Origin of the sequence: Micromonospora deserti, from assembly GCF_003236335.1 — a bacterium.
Lineage (GTDB): Bacteria > Actinomycetota > Actinomycetes > Mycobacteriales > Micromonosporaceae > Micromonospora > Micromonospora deserti.
The window spans coordinates 1-18,451 of record NZ_POUB01000006.1 but is presented as its reverse complement, the minus strand read 5'-3'; the positions used below and the strand labels follow the sequence as shown (position 1 = coordinate 18,451).

Annotated in this window: 12 protein-coding genes; 6 read left to right on the top strand and 6 right to left on the bottom strand. The window is 72.7% G+C overall.

All coding sequences use genetic code 11. The features are described 5' to 3' along the window. Positions 1 to 13: 13 nt before the first annotated feature. The 5 genes from C1I99_RS01705 (at position 14) to C1I99_RS34470 (ending at position 7,221) form a co-directional block, all read left to right on the top strand. Positions 14 to 847, top strand: a complete 834-nt coding sequence (locus C1I99_RS01705; RefSeq protein ID WP_111132379.1) for an MIP/aquaporin family protein — start codon at positions 14 to 16, stop codon at positions 845 to 847. Between the two features lie 50 nt (positions 848 to 897). Then, on the top strand, positions 898 to 2,415 hold the full coding sequence (gene glpK, locus C1I99_RS01700; RefSeq protein WP_111132378.1) for a glycerol kinase GlpK: 1,518 nt from the start codon (positions 898 to 900) through the stop codon (positions 2,413 to 2,415). Between the two features lie 80 nt (positions 2,416 to 2,495). Further along, positions 2,496 to 4,220 carry a glycerol-3-phosphate dehydrogenase/oxidase gene (locus C1I99_RS01695; RefSeq protein ID WP_111132377.1) on the top strand — a complete coding sequence of 575 codons (1,725 nt, stop codon included), beginning with the start codon at positions 2,496 to 2,498 and terminating at the stop codon, positions 4,218 to 4,220. Between the two features lie 115 nt (positions 4,221 to 4,335). After that, entirely contained in the window at positions 4,336 to 6,555 is a 2,220-nt protein-coding gene (locus C1I99_RS01690) for a molybdopterin-dependent oxidoreductase (protein ID WP_111132376.1), read from the top strand. 63 nt (positions 6,556 to 6,618) lie between these two features. Then, on the top strand, positions 6,619 to 7,221 hold the full coding sequence (locus C1I99_RS34470; protein WP_267897459.1) for a TetR/AcrR family transcriptional regulator: 603 nt from the start codon (positions 6,619 to 6,621) through the stop codon (positions 7,219 to 7,221). Positions 7,222 to 7,250: 29 nt separating this feature from the next. Here C1I99_RS34470 and C1I99_RS01680 read toward each other — a convergent pair whose 3' ends face one another. From C1I99_RS01680 to C1I99_RS01670, 3 genes are all read right to left on the bottom strand, one after another. Next, positions 7,251 to 8,264: a GGDEF domain-containing protein gene (locus tag C1I99_RS01680; protein ID WP_158553919.1), complete on the bottom strand. Its 1,014-nt coding sequence runs from the start codon at positions 8,262 to 8,264 to the stop codon at positions 7,251 to 7,253. Between the two features lie 388 nt (positions 8,265 to 8,652). Continuing rightward, a complete protein-coding gene (locus C1I99_RS01675) occupies positions 8,653 to 12,063 on the bottom strand; it encodes a S8/S53 family peptidase (RefSeq protein ID WP_111132374.1) in 3,411 nt (1,136 codons plus the stop codon). Positions 12,064 to 12,437: 374 nt separating this feature from the next. Continuing rightward, positions 12,438 to 14,210, bottom strand: a complete 1,773-nt coding sequence (locus C1I99_RS01670) for a CocE/NonD family hydrolase (RefSeq protein ID WP_111132373.1) — start codon at positions 14,208 to 14,210, stop codon at positions 12,438 to 12,440. Between the two features lie 317 nt (positions 14,211 to 14,527). Between C1I99_RS01670 and C1I99_RS01665 the strand changes: the two genes are divergently transcribed. Beyond that, entirely contained in the window at positions 14,528 to 15,400 is an 873-nt protein-coding gene (locus C1I99_RS01665; RefSeq protein ID WP_111132418.1) for an alpha/beta fold hydrolase, read from the top strand. A 139-nt stretch (positions 15,401 to 15,539) separates the two neighbouring features. On the opposite strand, the gene C1I99_RS01660 is transcribed toward C1I99_RS01665, so the two are convergent. The 3 genes from C1I99_RS01660 to C1I99_RS01650 form a co-directional block, all read right to left on the bottom strand. Beyond that, entirely contained in the window at positions 15,540 to 16,478 is a 939-nt protein-coding gene (locus C1I99_RS01660; RefSeq protein ID WP_111132372.1) for an NHL repeat-containing protein, read from the bottom strand. A gap of 180 nt (positions 16,479 to 16,658) precedes the next feature. Then, a complete protein-coding gene (locus C1I99_RS01655) occupies positions 16,659 to 17,174 on the bottom strand; it encodes a 2'-5' RNA ligase family protein (RefSeq protein ID WP_111132371.1) in 516 nt (171 codons plus the stop codon). 428 nt (positions 17,175 to 17,602) lie between these two features. Continuing rightward, entirely contained in the window at positions 17,603 to 18,325 is a 723-nt protein-coding gene (locus C1I99_RS01650; protein ID WP_199561879.1) for a Pr6Pr family membrane protein, read from the bottom strand. Between the last annotated feature and the right edge of the window lie 126 nt (positions 18,326 to 18,451).

Sequence of the window (18,451 nt, the reverse complement as noted above, 5' to 3'; positions counted from 1 at the left end):
TTCTGGAGGAAACATGGCACAACGGTTGAAAATGCCAGGGCTCATCGGCGAGTTGGCCGCCGAGTTCGCCGGCACCGCGATCCTCATCCTGTTCGGCGTGGGCGTGGTCGCCCAGGTGGCCGCGGCGGGAACCGGCGAGTTCGACAGCATCGCCTGGGCGTGGGGTCTGGGCGTCACCCTCGGCGTGTACGTGGCGGGCCGGATCAGCGGCGCCCACCTCAACCCCGCGGTCACCGTCGCCCTGGCGGTCTTCAAGGGCTTCTCCTGGCGCAAGGTGGCGCCGTACGCGCTGGCCCAGACCGCCGGCGCGTTCGTCGCGGCCCTGATCATCCGCTGGAACTACAGCGAGGCGCTGGCCCGGTTCGACCCCGGCTTCACCAGCAAGAGCCAGGGCGTCTTCTCCACCCTGCCGGGCGCCGGTGTGACCGAGTGGGGCGCGCTGCGCGATCAGATCATCGGCACCGCCATTTTGCTGTTCCTCGTCCTGGCGGTCACCGACGCCCGCAACTCGCTGCCCGGCGGCAACCTCGCCCCGCTGATCGTCGGCCTGATCGTGGTGGCGATCGGGATGGCCTTCGCCGCCAACGCCGGTTACGCGATCAACCCCGCCCGCGACTTCGGCCCCCGCCTCGCCTCCTTCCTGACCGGGTACGAAACGGCCTTCCAGGACACCAGCGGCTATCCGTACTTCTGGGTGCCGATCGTCGGGCCGCTCGTCGGCGGCGTCATCGGCGCCGGCCTCTACGAGCTCTTCATCGGCCGCTTCCTGCCCACCGACGACGAGCCGGAGCCCGGCGCGCTGGCCACTGAGAAGGTCCCGGCCGAGGGCGAACTCGCCCGCGTCTGACATCCGCCGATCCACATCCCCACGACGACCACGAGAAGGAGACACCTCGCATGGCTGACTTCGTCGGCGCGGTAGACCAGGGCACCACCAGCACCCGCTTCATGATTTTCGACCACGGCGGCAACGAGGTCGGCCGCCACCAGCTCGAACACCAGCAGATCCTGCCGCGGGCCGGATGGGTGGAGCACAACCCGCTGGAGATCTGGGAGCGGACCCAGACGGTCATCCAGACCGCGATGAACGCCCAGGGCCTGGCCGCCTCCGACCTGGCCGCGCTCGGCATCACCAACCAGCGCGAGACCACCGTGGTGTGGAACCGCCGGACCGGCCGGCCCTACTACAACGCCATCGTCTGGCAGGACACCCGCACCGACCGCATCGCCTCCGCGCTGGAACGCGACGGCAGGGGCGACGTGATCCGGCGCAAGGCCGGCCTGCCGCCCGCGACCTACTTCTCCGGCGGGAAGATCCAGTGGATCCTGGAGAACGTCGACGGCGTCCGGGAGGCGGCCGAGCGCGGTGAGGCCGTCTTCGGCAACACCGACACCTGGCTGCTGTGGAACCTCACCGGCGGCACCGAGGGTGGGGTCCACGTCACCGACCCCACCAACGCCAGCCGCACCATGCTGATGAACCTGGAGACGCTGGACTGGGACGACGAGCTGCTGTCGTTCTTCGGCATCCCCCGCGCGATGCTGCCGCAAATCCGGCCGTCGTCCGACCCGCGCTCGTACGGCAGCACCGCGCCGCACGGCCCGTTCACCGGGCCGGTCCCGCTCACCGGCGACCTGGGTGACCAGCAGGCCGCCACGGTCGGCCAGGTCTGCTTCGCCCCCGGCGAGGCGAAGAACACCTACGGCACCGGCAACTTCATGCTCCTCAACACCGGCACCGAGATCGTGCGGTCGAAGGCCGGGCTGCTCACCACGGTGTGCTACCAGTTCGGCGACGACGCGCCGGTGTACGCGCTGGAGGGCTCGATCGCGGTCACCGGCTCCGCCGTGCAGTGGCTGCGCGACCAGCTCAAGATCATCAGTAGTGCCGCGCAGAGCGAGATCCTGGCCCGCCAGGTGGAGGACAACGGCGGGGTGTACTTCGTGCCCGCGTTCTCCGGCCTGTTCGCCCCGTACTGGCGCTCCGACGCCCGCGGCGCGATCGTCGGCCTCTCCCGGTTCAACACCGACGCCCACATCGCCCGGGCCACCCTGGAGTCCATCTGCTATCAGAGCCGGGACGTGGCCGAGGCCATGGAGCAGGACTCCGGGGTGCACCTGGAGTGCCTCAAGGTCGACGGCGGCGTCACCGTCAACGACCTGTGCATGCAGATGCAGGCCGACATCCTCGGCGTGCCGGTGAGCCGGCCGGTGGTCGCCGAGACCACCGCGCTCGGCGCGGCGTACGCGGCCGGTCTCGCGGTCGGGTTCTGGAAGAACACCGACGAGCTGCGCGAGAACTGGAACGAGAGCCGGCGCTGGCAGCCGCAATGGGCGGCGGAGCAGCGCGAGAACGGCTACGCCCGGTGGAAGAAGGCGGTCCAGCGCACCCTCGACTGGGTCGACGTCGACTGACGGCCGCCCCACCCCTCACGGATCCGGGCGGCCGGCACCCTCGCCGGCCGCCCCCACCCTGCTCAGGAGAGAGAAGACAGATGCACTCCGCGACACTGTCACCGGCCGCCCGCGAGCGGTCCCTGGCCGCCCTCGGCAGCGGCCAGGAACTGGACGTCCTGGTGATCGGCGGCGGCGTCACCGGCGCCGGCTGCGCGCTCGACGCCGTCACCCGGGGCCTGTCGGTCGGGCTCGTCGAGGCCCGCGACTGGGCCAGCGGCACGTCGAGCCGGTCCAGCAAACTCATCCACGGCGGCCTGCGCTATCTGGAGATGCTCGACTTCGGGCTGGTCCGCGAGGCGCTGCGCGAGCGGGGCCTGCTCCTGCAGCGGCTCGCCCCGCACCTGGTCCGCCCGGTGCCGTTCCTCTACCCGCTGCGCCACCGCGGCTGGGAACGGCTCTACGCCGGCGCCGGCGTGCTGCTCTACGACACGATGAGCCTCTCCGGCAACCACGCGCGCGGCGTACCGGCCCACCGGCACCTGAGCCGGCGCGGGGCGCTGCGTGCCTGTCCGTCGCTGCGGCCGGAGGCACTGGTCGGCGCCCTGCAGTACTACGACGCCCAGGTCGACGACGCCCGGCTGGTCACCTTCCTCGTCCGCACCGCCGCCGCGCACGGGGCGCATCCGCTGTCGCGGGCCCGCGTCGTGGGCTTCCTCCGCGACGGCGCCCGGGTCACCGGCGCGCGGGTGCACGACCTGGAGACCGACCGGGTGTTCGAGGTACGCGCGCGGCAGGTCATCAACGCCACCGGGGTGTGGACCGACGACACCCAGGCCCTCGTCGGCGAGCGGGGCCAGGTGCAGGTGCGCGCCTCCAAGGGCATCCACCTGGTGGTGCCGCGCGACCGGATCCGGTCCACCACCGGCCTGATCCTGCGGACCGAGTCCAGCGTGCTGTTCGTGATCCCGTGGGGCCGGCACTGGCTGATCGGCACCACCGACACCGACTGGGACCTGGACAAGGCGCACCCGGCGGCGACCAGCCGGGACATCGACTACCTGCTGGAGCGGGTCAACTCGGTGCTGGCCACCCCGCTGGCCAGAGACGACGTGGAGGGGGTGTACGCCGGCCTGCGCCCGCTGCTGTCCGGGGAGTCCGACGCAACCGCCAAGTTGTCGCGGGAGCACACCGTGATCAGCCCGGCGCCCGGGCTGGTGATGGTGGCCGGCGGCAAGTACACCACGTACCGGGTGATGGCTCGGGACGCCGTCGACGAGGCGGTACGCGGTCTCGGCTTCGCGGTGCCCGCCTCCTGCACCGACCGGGTGCCGCTGCTCGGCGCCGAGGGCTACGTGGCCCGGTGGAACCAGCGCCGCCGCCTGGCGCAGCAGTTCGGCCTGCACACCGAGCGCGTGGAGCACCTGCTGCGGCGCTACGGGGCCGCCGTCGACGAGGTGCTGGAGTTGCTGCGGGAGGATCCCACGCTCGGCGAGCCGCTCGACGGCGCGGCGGACTACCTGCGGGTGGAGGTCGTCTACGCGGCGTCCGCCGAGGGTGCGCTGCACCTGGAGGACGTACTGACCCGGCGTACCCACATCTCGATCGAGAGTTTCGACCGGGGCCTGACGGCCGCCCGGCCGGCGGCGGCCCTGATGGCCCCGGTGCTGGGCTGGGACGACGAGCGGGTCGACCGGGAGGTGGCGCACTACGTGGCCCGGGTCGAGGCCGAGCGGGCCGCGCACGCGCAGCCCGACGACGCGGCGGCCGACGCCGTACGCCTCGGTGCGCCCGACGTGGTGCCGGCGGTGGCCGTGGCGGCCTGACCCGCCTCCGGCGGTGTGCCCGGCACACCGCCGGAGCCGCTCGGCGGGGGCTGACAACCGCCCGGCGGCGTGCCACCATACCGACCAGTCGGTATCTCGCCGGAAGGGGCCTGCGATGCCATCCACGACCGCGACGCGCACGGCATACCGCACCTGCCCGCTGTGCGAGGCCACCTGCGGCCTGGCCCTGACCGTCACCGACGGCCGGGTCACGCACGCCCGCGGCGACGGCGAGCACGTCTTCAGCCACGGCTTCGTCTGCCCGAAGGGGGCGGCGTTCCCGCAGCTCCTCGCCGACCCGGACCGGCTGCGCCGGCCACTGCGGCGGGTCCGCGGCACGCTGCGCGAGGTCGGCTGGGACGAGGCGTTCGCCGCCGTCGAGGCCGGGCTGACCGCCGCCCGGGCCGGCGGCCGCGACGCCGTCGCCGTCTACCTCGGCAACCCCAACGTGCACACCATGGCCGGCGGGCTGCACGTGGGCCCGCTCGTGCGGGCGCTGGGCACCCGCAACGTCTTCTCCGCCAGCACCGTCGACCAGATGCCCAAGCACGTCTCCTCGGGCTACCTGTACGGCGACCCGAACGCCATCCCGGTGCCCGACCTCGACCGCACCGACCTGCTCGTGCTGCTCGGCGCGAACCCCTTCGAGTCCAACGGCAGCCTCTGCACCGCGCCCGACTTCCCTGGCCGGCTGCGGGCGCTGCGGGCGCGCGGCGGGCGGTTCCTGGTCGTCGACCCCCGGCGCACCCGCACGGCCGCCGCTGCCGACGAGCACCTGCCCATCCGGCCCGGGACCGACGCGCTGCTGCTCTTCGCCGTGGTGCACACCCTCTTCGACGAGGGCCTCGTCCGGCTCGGCCGGCTGGCGGAACACGTCACCGGCGTCGACGGCGTCCGGGACCTGGCCGCGGCGTTCGCCCCCGAGCGGGTCGCCGACCGGTGCGCGGTGCCCGCGCCGCGCATCCGCCAACTCGCCCGCGAGCTGGCGGCCGCCCCGACCGCCGCGGTCTACGGGCGCATCGGCACCTGCACGGTCGCGTTCGGCACGCTGACCAGTTGGCTGGTCGACGTGGTGAACGTGTTGACCGGCAACCTCGACCGGCCGGGCGGGGCGATGTTCCCCCTCGCCGCCCACCAGCGCCCGCGCGCCGCCGGCCCCGGCAAGGGATTCCGTACCGGGCGCTGGGCCAGCCGGATGCGGGGCCTGCCGGAGGTCAAGGGCGAGCTGCCGGTCGCCACGCTGGCCGACGAGATCTCCACGCCGGGGGAGGGCCAGGTGCGGGCGTTGGTCACCATCGCCGGCAACCCGGTGCTGTCCACCGCGAACAGCCAGCGGCTGGACCGCGCGCTCGCCTCGCTCGACTTCATGGTCAGCGTCGACCCGTACCTGAACGAGACCACCCGGCACGCCGACGTGGTGCTGCCCCCGCCGGACCCCGCCCGCGCCGGGCACTACGACTTCGCGTTCCTCACGCTGGCCGTACGCAACGTGGCGAGCTACTCGCCGCCCACGCTGCCACTGGATCCCGACGGCCTCGACGAGTGCGACATTTTGGCCCGGCTCACGCTGATCGCCGCCGGGCAGGGCGCCGGCGCCGACCCGGCGGCGCTGCACGAGCAGTTGCTCGGCCAACTGCTCGCCGAGGCGGCCGACGGGCTGGGCCGACCGGTGGCCGAGCTACGGGCCCTGGTCGCCGGGGACCGGCCGGCGGAGCGACTGCTCGACGCGCGGCTGCGGCTCGGCGCGTACGGCGACCTGTTCGGACAGCGACCGGACGGGCTGTCCCTGCCCCGGCTGCTCGACCGCCCGCACGGCATCGACCTGGGGCCGCTGCGACCGAGGCTGCCGGCGGTGCTGCGCACGCCGAGCGGGACGGTCGAGCTGTGCCCGCCGCCCATCGCGGCCGACGTGGCCCGGCTTCGCGCGGCCCGGGACGCGCCGCCGGAGGGCTTCGTCCTCGTCGGCCGGCGGCACCTGCGGTCGAACAACAGCTGGATGCACAACGTGCCGGCGCTGGTGAAGGGCCGCGACCGCTGCACCCTGCAGGTGCACCCGGAGGACGCGGTGAAACTCGGGCTGGTTGCCGGGGCCGCCGCGCGCGTCTCCTCCCGGGTCGGGTCGGTCGTCGTCGCCGTGGAGCCGACCGCCGAGACCATGCCGGGTGTGGTCAGCCTGCCGCACGGCTGGGGCCACGACGTGCCGGGCACCCGCCAGTCGGTGGCGCGCGCGCACGCCGGCGTCAACAGCAACGTGCTCACCGACGAGACGGCCGTCGACCCGCTGTCGGGCAACGTCGTGCTCAACGGCATCCCGGTGCGCGTCGAGCCGGCCTGATCCCCGTCAGCTGCGTACGCTGGCGCACCGGGCCGGCGGGCGGCCCGGAAGGGAAGGGCACCGGTGGGTCGTCGGACGCTTGACGGCGAGGCGCTGCCGCAGCGGTTGCTCGCGGTCGCCACCAGGCTGTTCGCGGAGAAGGGCTTCGAGAAGACCTCGGTCCAGGAGATCGTCGAGGCGGCCGGGGTCACCAAGGGCGCGATGTACCACTACTTCGCCGCCAAGGACGACCTGCTCCAGGAGATCTACCAGCGGCTGCTGCGCATGCAGCGCGACCGGCTGGAGTCGATCATGGCCGAGGCGCAGCCGGTGACGTGGCGGCTGCACACGGCCGCCGCCGACGTGGTGGTCACCGCGATCGCCAACCTCGACGACGCGACGATCTTCCTGCGGTCGATGCACCTGCTCTCGGCGGACCGCCAGCGCGCGGTGCGGGCGGCCCGCCGCGCGTACCACGAACGCTTCCGCTCGTTGGTGGAGGAGGGGCAGCGCGCCGGGACGTTCCGCGCCGACGTACCGGCCGACCTGGCCGTCGACTACTTCTTCGGCGCGGTGCACCACCTGGGCGCGTGGTTCCGCAGCGACGGCCGGCTCACCGCGGAGCAGGTCGGCGTCCACTTCGCCGACCTGCTGCTGGCCTCGCTGTGCCCGAAGCCCGCCGACTGACCGGGCCGTCCAGCCTCCCGGTGTCGCCGCTACGCGCCGAGGACGTCCGGGCGGCTGGACACCAGGCCGTGGCCGTCCCGCAGCGGCGGATCGGCGTGGCGCTCCTGCTTCATCCGGTAGAGACGCTGGTCGGCCGAATGCATCAGCGTCTCGAGCGTGTCGCCGTCGTGCGGCGCGGTGGCCCAGCCGATGCTCACGCCGGTCTGCTCCCGCACCGCCGCGTCGATGCGGGTCGCCACCGCCCGCGCGGTGGCCTGGTCGGCGTCAACCAGGACGATGACGAACTCGTCGCCGCCGATCCGGGCGATGGCGTCCTCGGCGCGCAGCACGTCCCGCGCCGCCGCCACCGTGCGTTGCAGCAGCGCGTCACCGGCGGCGTGACCGAGGCGGTCGTTGACGAGTTTGAAGTCGTCGAGATCCAGGCAGAGCAGGGACAGCCCGGGACGCCGGCAGCCCCGGAACAGCGGTCCGGCGAAATCCGCCAGGCCGCGCCGGTTCAGGGCGCCGGTCAGCGGATCCAGTGCCGCGAGGGAACGGAGTTGGGAACGCTGCCGCGCCACGACCCGCGCCTGCGTCGCACACACCGAGATCAACACCAGCATGCCGGCGACGTGGATGAAGACCTGACCGGGCCGGGCCGGCTGCCCGACCGCGGCGACGGCGAGGTACGTCCCGACGGTGAGCGCCTCGAGCCCGATCAGCAGCCGCAGGCGCGGCGTGTAGGTGGCGACGAACACCGAGGTGGTCACGAACCCCAGGGTGGTCGGTGAGGCGGCGCCGCCGTCCCAGTACGCGCCGAGCGCCACCATGACGAGTGTGACCAGCAGGATCGTGAACGAGACGCGGTATCCGGTCGCCTTCGTGGTGACCCTCTTCGCTGCCCAGAGGCCCACCGCGCCGGACGCCATCCCACAGCTGAACGCCGCGAGCATGAGGGCCCGGTTCGGCTCGCGGAACGTCATGAGGCAGTAGCCGACGGCGACGCCGTGCGAGACGACGTGCAACACCGCGCTGAGCGCCATCCTCCGTCGGCGCTCGTTCATCCCATGGTCCACCGCACCCACGGCCCCCTGACGACGACTCCGGGCGACGGAGAGGCGTTGTCGGTCGGCGCGGCCACGCCGGTGCTCACGGCCGCTCTGACCAGGCATCTTCGCACGTCGACATTCAATGTTGTGGGTCAGGTCACAGTCAATAGTCGCCGGATCACAACCGTCCAACCAGGACCAGATCAAACTCATGGTGCCGGGTGCGATCGCGGAACGTAGTGGGACGGCGCGCCGACGCGACGACTGGACCCGGTGGCCCACCCACCGCTCGTCGACCATCAGCAGCAGGGACGAGCCGGCTCACCGGAACCGCCGACCGGCGAGCGCCCGCCCAACCGCCGGTTGCCGGCCGGGGATCGACCCGGCCGGCAACCGGTTGCGGCTACTTCGTGGTGATCCGTGCCGAGTCCCGTGCCGTTTCGATCCCCTGCTCGACCAGGCGGACCAGGATCATCTTCGGGCCGGGGCGGTAGGCGCCGGTGTCGACGCTGAAGGTCCACTCCGTCAGGCCCGTGGCAGCCCGCCACGCGGCGGGATCGGCCGGGCTGTTGGCGTCCACCACCTGCCACTGCACGATCGCGTCCGGTGCCACCGTGAAGGCGCTCGCCGTCACCGCCGACGTGGTGTTGTCCATGCGGGCCCGGGCGTAGACGGTGTGCTCACCGACCGGCACCGTGCCGATCGGCACCGACCAGGTCCCGGTCGCCAAGTTGAGCTTCGCCTCCACCGGATCGCCGAACGACGCGTCGTCGATCGACACCTCGACGCGGCGCCCGCTCGGGTGGTCACCCGCCCCGGTGGGGTCCTCGCCCAGGTCCGGGAAGGCGTACCGGCCTCCGGCGAGGACGGTGTCGCCCTCGGACACCGTCGTGCCGTCGGCCGGCGAGTCGACCGTCACGCCGAAGTCCAGCCCGGTGGGGGGCAGGGGTGCGGGCGTGATCCGTACCCGGGAGGCGTGCTCGCCCTCGAATCCGAACGCCCAGGACCGCGCGCCGAGCAACTGCACCTGGAACGTGAGCTGCTCGCCGGTGAACGCGGGACGCGCGGTGCGGAACGAGAAGGCGTACCGGGTCCAGCAGCTCTCGCCCAGCGTGGCGCACGCGGCGCCCCCCGGCCCGCTGGCCAGCACCGGCTGGGCCAGCCCCTCGCCCTTGCCGATCTCGCGGTCGGTGGCCACCAGCACGCCGACCGGCCGGATGACGGTGGGCGTCTCGCCGGCGAGGTACAGCTCCACGTTGACCGTCGACTCGGCGGCTAGCGGCGCGTCGAGGGTGTCCGTGCTGGCGAAGATGCCCACCGGCCGGTACGCCGCGACCACCGAGGTGACCCGGGACTCGAAGCAGGGTTCCAGGTCTCCGGTGCTGTTGGTGCGGTCCAGGTACTGCTCGTTGTGGCTGGCGGCGCAGCCGGTGGCGCCGGGGGTCGACGCCAAGCGGCGGTGCAGCCAGTACGACAGGGTGTTGTCCCCGAGCGGCTGGAGCGTGGATTGCGCCGCGGGCGCCGCCGCCGCCGCCACCTTCTGCAGGACGGCCAGGGCGCCGGCGGACGTGGCCACGTCGGCGAGGGCCAGGTCGAGCCCGCTGGCGAGCGCCGCGGAGTCGCCCGTGCCGTCGCCGTCCCGGTCGAAGCCACCCCACAACGTGTCCCGCACCGCTCGGTCGTACGCGAAGAACTGGTCTTCGAACGGCCGCTCCGGCAGCTGCGCCTCGCCGAGCAGGACGGCGACCGCCCGCTGGGCGGCCGCCGGGGTGGCCGCTCCGTAGCCTTCGAAGAGGACGTTCGGCTCGCCGGTGTACGGCGCGGTCAACGGGTACGCGTACGGCAGCCCGGTGTTGCCCTGGCCCAGCGGCAGGGCGCTCTTGAGCACCGCCTGCCGCAGCTCGTCGCGGGTCAGCCTGCCGTCGGTCAGATAAACGCTCTCCGCGCGCGGTACGCCCACCGCCACCGCCTGCCCGGGGCGCTGCCCCGCGGCGCCGTCGCCGACGGCCGCGCGCACCTCGCTGAGCACGGTGCCGAAAACGCCCGCGGTGTACGGCGTCGCGGCGGAGGTGCCGCCGAAGGCGCACTGGCCCACGGTGCCGGTCCGGCAGGCCGAGGGCAGGTTGCCATCGCCCCAGGACGACAGGTGGACCGGAATGCCGTCACCGACGATCGCTCGCTGGTTGTCGCGTCGGATCGCGCCGACGGTGATGTTCCAGTCCGGCCCGGTCTGGTCGGAGTGCCAGGTGCTCACCGGAACGTCGAACGCGTTGCCGACCCCGTTGCCGGCGGCGAACAGGGTGGTCTGACCGCGTTCGGCCGCCCGCTTGGTGACCTCCTGGCCGTTGGAGACGGGACCGACGGGCGCGCCGCCGACGTAGCCGAACGAGTTGCTGGAGATGTCGACCCAGGGCAGCTGGGCCACGACGGACTCGTCCAGCGCCTCGACGACGACCAGCAGGCAGGTCGGGCAGTATCCGTAGCGGTTGCCGGCGGACACCGAGGCTGAACCCGAGCCGTGCCCGTTGTCGTCCAGGATCGGATGCGGGTCGTCGGAGGAGGTGACGCCGGTGGAACCGCCGGCGTCCACCGCGCCGATGATCTTCGTTCCGGGGACCCAGTACATCCTGCCTGCCTGGATCGTGGTGTTCCCCGACCAGACCTTGCCGTCCTCCGGCGGGAAGTAGCCCCGGCCGAGCGTGATGTTCAGCGGCTTGGCGTCCTTGGGATAGCCGGGGATGTACTCGCTGGGATGCCGGGTGAAGTCCCGGGTCAGCGCGAGGACGTCCGGGTCCGGGTAGGTCCGCGCGGAGAACTCGAGGTGATAGGGGTTGATCCCGGTGTCGGCGATGCCGATCACCGTCAACGGGGTGGTCTTCGTGGCGATCACCGCCGCGTCTGCCACCAGGACGCTGGTGGTTTCCCGCCGCTCCAGCCCCGCCGCGTCCGTGGCCTTCAGCGTCACCAGGTGCCGCCCCTCGGGCAGGTGCGCGGTCACCGAGGCGCCGGCGGTCTCGAAGACGCCGTCGCCGTCGAGGTCCCACCCGGCGGTGACCGGTTCGGTACCGCCGCGGACGGTGCCGCGCAGCGCCTGCTCGGCGCCGGTCGCGAACGCGTACGGCCCGCCGGAGACCACCTCCGGCCGCGGATCGGGGTCGCCCGTCTCGCCCGTCACCACCACCCGTACTTCCTCTGGTGGCACGGTGGCGAACTTGACCGCGACGGCACGCCAGTCACCGGCCGCGGGCGAGGCCACCACGGCCTGCTCGGGCCGGCCCGCTGACGCACCGGACGACGCCACCCGGGCGCCGGTCGGGTCGTGCACCTCCAGGTCGTAGTCGTTGAGGGCGTTGCTGAAGGAGAGGTCGACGGTGATCCGCCTGGTGCCGGCGGGCACCGTGAAGCCGAACTCCAGCCGCTCCCCGGTCGCCACGGTCCCCGGGGTGAGGTCGCTCTCGGTCCGGTCGAGCAGGGTGCGCTTGCTGGCCTGGTAGACGGCGACGCGTACGACGTCCGATGCGGATTTCCCGGCGGCGTCCCGCACGGTCAGGGTCACCGGGTAGCTGCCCGCGGCCAGCCCAGTGGTGTCCAGTTCCGTGCTGGAGGCGTCGGGTCCGATGAGTTTGCCGTTCGGGCTGGACCAGGAGAACTGGTAGGGAGCGGTGCCACCGTACGCCGACCCGAGCAGGACGGCCCGCTCGCCGGCGGCGACGAATTCGCTGTCGCCGGCGTCGGCGACCAGCGGTGCCGGTGCTGGCGCGGGGGCCGTGGCGGAGAGGTCGGCCGTGCCGGCGACCGGAACCGTACCCGACAACGGAGCCGTTACTTTGCCGTTCTTCACGGGCTTGCCATCGACCGTGGCGATTCTGATTGCCGCCGAGGTTGCCGCACCGGCGGTGCCCGGTGGGATGGCGAGGAGCAAGGCGAGTGTCGCGACGGTGGTCGCGACGAGGGCGCCTCGTGTCGTGGTGGACACGGGGGGTTCCCCTTTCTGTTGTTGGAGATCGGCGCGAGCCTGTCTTACGCGTGTATCGCCTGGATCAGCGACACGTTTCAGGCGCTGTCGGCCGCCGACGCTGTTCTGCCCGCCGACGCGGCGGGCGCCACACCGGCGCTGAGGCTTCCCCAGCACCGGTCTACCGAGGTCCCCGGCCAGCCGGGTCGGTGATCCCGCCGGGTACGGTCACCTCAGCTCCGCTCGAACCGCAGTGAGGTATCGACGGGGAGGGTGAGTCGGGCGTCGGCCATGTCCAGCACGATCGTCGACCCGTCGGCTACCGGTTGCAGGCTCGGCTGCTCGCCCACCGTGTTACCGGCCGCGACCAGCACGATCCGGCTGCCGGCTCGGATGACCGTGTCCTGCGGAAAGAAGTCGACGCGCACCTGCTGCGGCAGGCCCGCGACGCTCAGCCGTCCGGCTGCCGGATCCGTGACGTGGTTGAGGCTCTGCGCCGCCCAGTTGAGCGGGCGTTCGGTCCCGTCGGCACGCCGTTCCACCAGGGACAGCACGAGGCTGGCCCGGTTGCCGGTGGCGGTGACCGTGCCCTGATACCTGGGCATGCCGGACAGCACGACGTCGCGGTCCAGCGGTGCCGAGGCGAAGAGCACCGTGCCCCTGCCGTGACCGGTGCTCGTTTCCTCGGCCTCCGTGACGAGCCGGCCCTGGTAGTCGTAGTAGTGCACAGAGCCGGTGCCGGGTTCGGTGCGGAGGCTGCCGTCGACGCGTGGGTACAGATCCATCACGTTCTTGACGCCCAGAAGCCAGTTCTTCTCGTGCCGCCAGCGTCCGGCATCGTCCTGGATCTGGACGGCCGGCGCGGCGAGGACGCCCGTGTCGCGTTCCTTCAGGAACTGGTCGAACCAGGCGACCATCACCTGCTCCCACCAGTCCGCACGCGACGGCCAGGCGTGCGCCCACTGGCCCAGCCACGCCTTGAACGGCACCCCGGTTTGTTGCACATCGGCCAGCCAATCGGCCATGTTGTGCGGCTTCACGTTCCAGTCCTGCAGGCCATGGATGTAGAAGACACTGGCCCGCTGCCGGTTCGGCGTGGCGCGCAACTCGGCGCCGAAGTCACGCAGTTGCCAGTACCCGTCCTTGTTCCCGTCGACGGTGGCGGAGACGCCGCCCTCCTGAACCCACACCTGCTCGGAGCAGACCTCGCCGACGACAGCGCCCGGTACGTTCACCGGATCGCGCAGTTGGGTGCTGCCGGCGTACAGGCCGACCGGGCTCAGCCCGACCAGGGTCCAGTAGTAGGTGTTGAATCCGAAACCCTGGATGTTGATCGGCACGCCGTTGACGAAGTTGTACTTGTACAGGTCAGAGATTCCGCTGATCGGCACGATCGTCTTCAGCGACGGTGGCGCCTCCACCCACACGTCCTGTGGTGCGGTGCCGTCGTAGCTGACGCCCATCAGCCCGACCCGCCCGTTCGACCATGGCTGGTGGCCGTAGTGTTCGATGGCCGCCGCGGTGTCCCTGGCCTCGGTCGGGCCACCGATGGTGAAGCAGCCCTCGGAGTTGCCGGTGCCGCGTAGCGACACGATGCCGTAGGCATAGCCGCGGGGGACCAGGACGTCCGCGGCCCGGCCGAGGAGATGGCGCCCGCCGCCCTCCAACACCGGCGAGCCGCCACCGTAGTAGGGCGTCACGTCAAGCACTACCGGGACCGGTTCGGTGACCGGCGGGCGAACGATCCAGCTGTCCAACGTCACGCCATCGGGTGCGACGATCCGGTGGTGCTCGACAATCGAGCCGGTCACCGTCGCCCCGGGGATCGGTTGTGACACGTCGTGCAGGAATGCGGCGGTCGCTGGGCTGTCCGACACGGCCGGTGCCGGTGCGACCAGCGGGGTTTCGCCGGCTGCTGGCGCCGGGGCCGCCGGGACCAGCAGGGCCGCGGCCACCCCGGCCGGCAGCCACCAGCGACGCGTCCGCCCGCGACCAGTCGACGTCATCACCGCGCCTGCCAACCACGAGCGGCGGCGACGGCCGCCGGGGGTGCCGCACCGAGCGTTGCCGCGACCACGGTGGGTGGCCTCGGCACAGAAAGCAACTGAACGACTGACACATGCCCCTCCGGGGGTGAGAAGGATGGCTGCTTGGATATCGCCGCAGCTCACCAAATCGCAACAGGGTTCGATCAACGTTCTGGTCGGCGTCACCGGCCGACGAGGACGCGCGGGAGAGGTGGACGTGACCCCTCGCCGCGATCCGGTCGCGTCATGCCTGCCCGGCGGGGTTTGTCGAGGTTCAGGTGGGGTACGGCCGGGCCATGTCAGCCGTGCCCGTGGCGCACCGCACCGTCGACGTCGACGGCATCCGCGCGTTCTACCGGGAGGCCGGGCCGGCGGACGCCCCGGTGGTGCTGCTGCCGCACGGCTACCCGTCGTCGTCGTTCCAGTTCCGCAACCTCATGCCGGCGCTCGGCGACCGCTGGCGGCTGATCGCCCCCGACCTGCCCGGCTTCGGCTACACCCGGGCCGACGCCGAGCGGTTCGCCTACACCTTCGACGCGTACGCCGGCTTCCTGCGGCGGTTCACCGACGTGCTCGGGTTGCACCGCTACGTCATCTACCTGCAGGACTACGGCTCTCAGTTCGGGTTGCGGCTGGCGATGGGCGCGCCGGAGCGGGTGGCGGCGCTGGTCATCCAGAACGGCGACATCTACCCCGACCAGCACGGGCCGAAGTACGCGCCGCTGAAGGAGATGTGGGCCGACCCCAGCCCGGAGGCGCTCGCCGGCGTGGCGGAACACGTCTCCGAGCGGGGATTCCGGGACGAGTTCATCGGCGAGGTGCCCGCCGAGATCGCCGAACGGATCAGCCCCGACCTGTGGACGCTCTCCTGGGCGCAGGTCGGCCGGCCGCCCGGCCCCGACAACCTGGTGCGCCTGCTCGCCGACCAGCGCACCACCGTCGACTGGTTCCCGCGCCAGCAGGCGTACCTGCGCGAGCACCGGCCACCCACGCTCATCGTCTGGGGGCCGTACGACGGCTACATGCCCGAGGGCGCCGCCCGGGCATACCTGCGCGACCTGCCGGACGCCGAGCTGCACCTGCTCGACGGCGGTCACTGGCTGCTGGAGACCCACCTCGACGAGGTGGTGGCCCTGATGCGCGAATTCCTCGGCCGCGTGCACAGCTAGGACACGGCACGGCGGCGGCCGCCCGCACGCCACGGTGGCAAGCGGGATCGTCTCGTCGATGACCAGGTCGGCTGAGGGCCGAATCGTAGAAGCCGGGCGGGTACGCGCTTTGGCGCGCGTTACCCGCCCGGGGACTCGGTCAGCGCGGACGGACCCCGACCACGGTGTACGGCGTGGTGGGCGTCGGTGGCGTGGTGAACCGGGCGTTGGGCAGGTAGAGCCGCCCGAGGGCCTTCGCGACCGTGGTCGGCACGTCGAAGTCCGGGTCGGTGATCGTCCCGGTCACGGTGCCGGCGGTGCCGGCGTGGTTCAGCCCGACCACGGCGATCTGGTTGAGCCGGTTCTGCACCACGTAGAGGGTACGGCCGAGCAGCAGCAGCCCGTCGCCGTTGGTGAAGGTGTAGCCGGGCACGTCGACCGTGGTGGTCACGCCGGTCGCCGGGTCCACCCGGAACAGGGTGCCGGTGTTGGACTGCACGACGATCAGCGCTTCGCCGTCGGGCGTGGCCACGATGCCGTTGAGGTTCACCCCGGAGCCGACCTGCTGGTAGGCGCCGGTCAGCGGGATCGCGGTGAAACCGTCGGCCGGCGGCAGCGCACCGCGGCGACCGAGCGGCAGGCGGTAGAGCACCGGCTTGTTGGAGTCGGTGAAGTACGCCGCCTCGGGGGTGAGGACGACGTCGTTGACGAAGGTCGGCGTGCTGGCGAACTGGTAGCGCGCCAGCACCTCACCGGTGCGGCTGTCGATCACGCGGGCGTCGCCGCCCGTGCCGCCCGAGACGAAGAGCCGCCCGCGCCGGTCCACCTTGAGTCCCAGCGACGGGGTGCCGGTGGCTGGGCTGAGTTGCCGGCCCTCGCCGTCGATCAGGTCGATCCGATGGATGGCGCCGGTGGCGCGGGAGCCGAAGTAGGCGTACCGGCCGGCGGTGGCGATGCCCTCCGGCTGGAACCCGTCGGGCAGGGAGATGACGCTGGGTTTGGCGGGCGCGCGGTGCGCTTGGGCGGGCGCCGCGGCGGCGGTGATCAGCAGGGTGGCGGCCAGGGCGACCCCGAGGGCGCTCCTGAGCTGTCGGTTCACTGTGCTCCTTCCGGCCGGCAGGTCGCATCGCCCATGGCGGGACGGGAACCAGCCGAGATCAGTGGGGCCAGGACCTTCCCCACTGTACTGATCCCGGTCGGGATCGTCCGACTCCGCCGGGTCGGCCGGCGTCGCGGTCGGCCCGGGCGCGGGCGCCGAGGGAGTGGGCTGAGCCGCCGGTCAGGGCAGCGGGTGGGAGATGCCGCGGGCGTGGTCGGTGAGGGCCGCGCCGACCACGGTGGCCTCCAGCGGCAGTACCTCCAGGCAGCGGCGTACGGCGGCGGCCATCAGCGCGTTCGGTACCCGCATGGAGAGCGTGCAGTGCGGCACCCACCGCCCCGGCTGGTAGTGCTCGACCAGGGCGATCCCGGCGGCGGCGAGCCGCGCGTGCACCCGCGCCTGGTGGGCCAGCAGCTCGGTGGTGGGCGCCGGGCCGAGCCAGAGCACCCGACCGACGAACTGGCCGGCGTGCTGGAAGGACAACCGCAGCGGCGCGGCCACCACCGTGCCGTGCAGGGCCGCCGCGACCCGCGCCGGGTCGAAGCGCGGCGCGACGGCGAGCGAGACGTGCGGCCGGTGGCGCTGCTCCAGCAGCGAGCGCATGCTCTGCACGCCCTCGGACTCCAGTGCATCCCAGAGCACCCGGATCCGCCGGGTGGCGTCGGTGTCCAGGTACAGCTCTAGCGCGGCGACCATGCGATCACTGTAGGGGTGGGTCTGGCCACCACCCGCCGGCAGTGGCACCGCTCGCTGACGACAGCTTCAACGAGCGGATCACCGTGCTCAACCACAGCGCCGAGCCGGCCGAATTCACCGTACGGATGGACATCGACACAGCTGCGACTGAGCTACGAACGGGGGCGGTTCGGCCGGGACACCGTCGTCTTCAGCACCGTCCCGGCCGACGCAGCGTCGCCGCGCACCTGACCGGCCCCGACCTGTTCTCAGGCTGGGGGGTGCGGACGCTCGCCGCCGGGCAGCACCCGTCCCGGCGCTGCCGGAGGGCTTGGGGCGGCTCGCGCTGCTGGACGTGCCGGGGCGGTGGGGGCACGCCGACGCGTACGGCCGGGACCGGGCCACTCGGGAGCGCGGACCCCGGCGGTAGCGGCACTGAGCGTCGGCGGTCACCGGTGCGCGGCCGGAGCGTCCCGCGCGGCGTCCGCCGGCCCGCGCGGTGGCGGTGGCGTCGGTACGACCGGGGCGCCGCCCCCCGCCAGCGCGGTGCCCCGGGCCAGCACGTGGTCCACCCCGACGAAGAGCAACCCGAGCAGCCAGAACGCGACGGCGAAGCAGACCGCGCTGACGCCCACCCCGTCGTAGCCCAGCTCGCCGACGTCGAGGAACGGGTACGGGTAGCGTTCCACCACCAGCCCGCGAACCAGCGCGAACCCGAGGTAGCCGAGCGGGAACGCCAGCCACCATGCCGCGTACCGTGGGCGCAGCCGGCCGCGCCGGTCGAACAGCGCCCAGTCGGCCACCGCCAGCAGCGGCACCACCGTGTGCAGGAACTGGTTGCCCACCGCCTCGCCGAACGCGCGGTCGGGCTGCGGCATGGCGAACGGGCTGGCCGGGTTGGCCAGCACCAGGTGGTAGACCACGCCGGTGATGGTGATGTAGAGGGTCACCGCGCCCTTCAGCGGTGGCGGCGGGTCCGGGCGCTCCCGCCACGCCCGCCAGGCGGCATGGCCGGCGAGGAGACCGACGGCGACGTTGCTCTGAATGGTGAAGTACGGCAGCAGCCCGGTGACCGTGGCCGGCCCGAGCGCGGTGAGCACGATGCCGGCCAGCACGCTGACCACCGTCGCCAGGCGGAGGACCACCGCCACGCGTCGACTCCGCAGACTCATCGGCGCAAGCTACCAGCCGCCGGACGCCGGTCACCGGCGAAGGTCGCCCGCATCGCCGGGTCGACCCGGGAGCGCGGCCGCGCTGACCGGCGCCCGACGGCGGGCGGGATCAGTCCGGGTTGGTGG

What these genes read in the sequence shown, in the direction of transcription:
- C1I99_RS01705 (WP_111132379.1), top strand. Translation starts at nt 14, where the DNA reads ATGGCACAACGGTTGAAAATGCCAGGGCTCATCGGCGAGTTGGCCGCC.
- glpK (WP_111132378.1), top strand. Translation starts at nt 898, where the DNA reads ATGGCTGACTTCGTCGGCGCGGTAGACCAGGGCACCACCAGCACCCGC.
- C1I99_RS01695 (WP_111132377.1), top strand. Translation starts at nt 2,496, where the DNA reads ATGCACTCCGCGACACTGTCACCGGCCGCCCGCGAGCGGTCCCTGGCC.
- C1I99_RS01690 (WP_111132376.1), top strand. Translation starts at nt 4,336, where the DNA reads ATGCCATCCACGACCGCGACGCGCACGGCATACCGCACCTGCCCGCTG.
- C1I99_RS01680 (WP_158553919.1), bottom strand. Translation starts at nt 8,264, where the DNA reads ATGAACGAGCGCCGACGGAGGATGGCGCTCAGCGCGGTGTTGCACGTC.
- C1I99_RS01670 (WP_111132373.1), bottom strand. Translation starts at nt 14,210, where the DNA reads ATGACGTCGACTGGTCGCGGGCGGACGCGTCGCTGGTGGCTGCCGGCC.
- C1I99_RS01665 (WP_111132418.1), top strand. Translation starts at nt 14,528, where the DNA reads ATGTCAGCCGTGCCCGTGGCGCACCGCACCGTCGACGTCGACGGCATC.
- C1I99_RS01655 (WP_111132371.1), bottom strand. Translation starts at nt 17,174, where the DNA reads ATGGTCGCCGCGCTAGAGCTGTACCTGGACACCGACGCCACCCGGCGG.
- C1I99_RS01650 (WP_199561879.1), bottom strand. Translation starts at nt 18,325, where the DNA reads ATGAGTCTGCGGAGTCGACGCGTGGCGGTGGTCCTCCGCCTGGCGACG.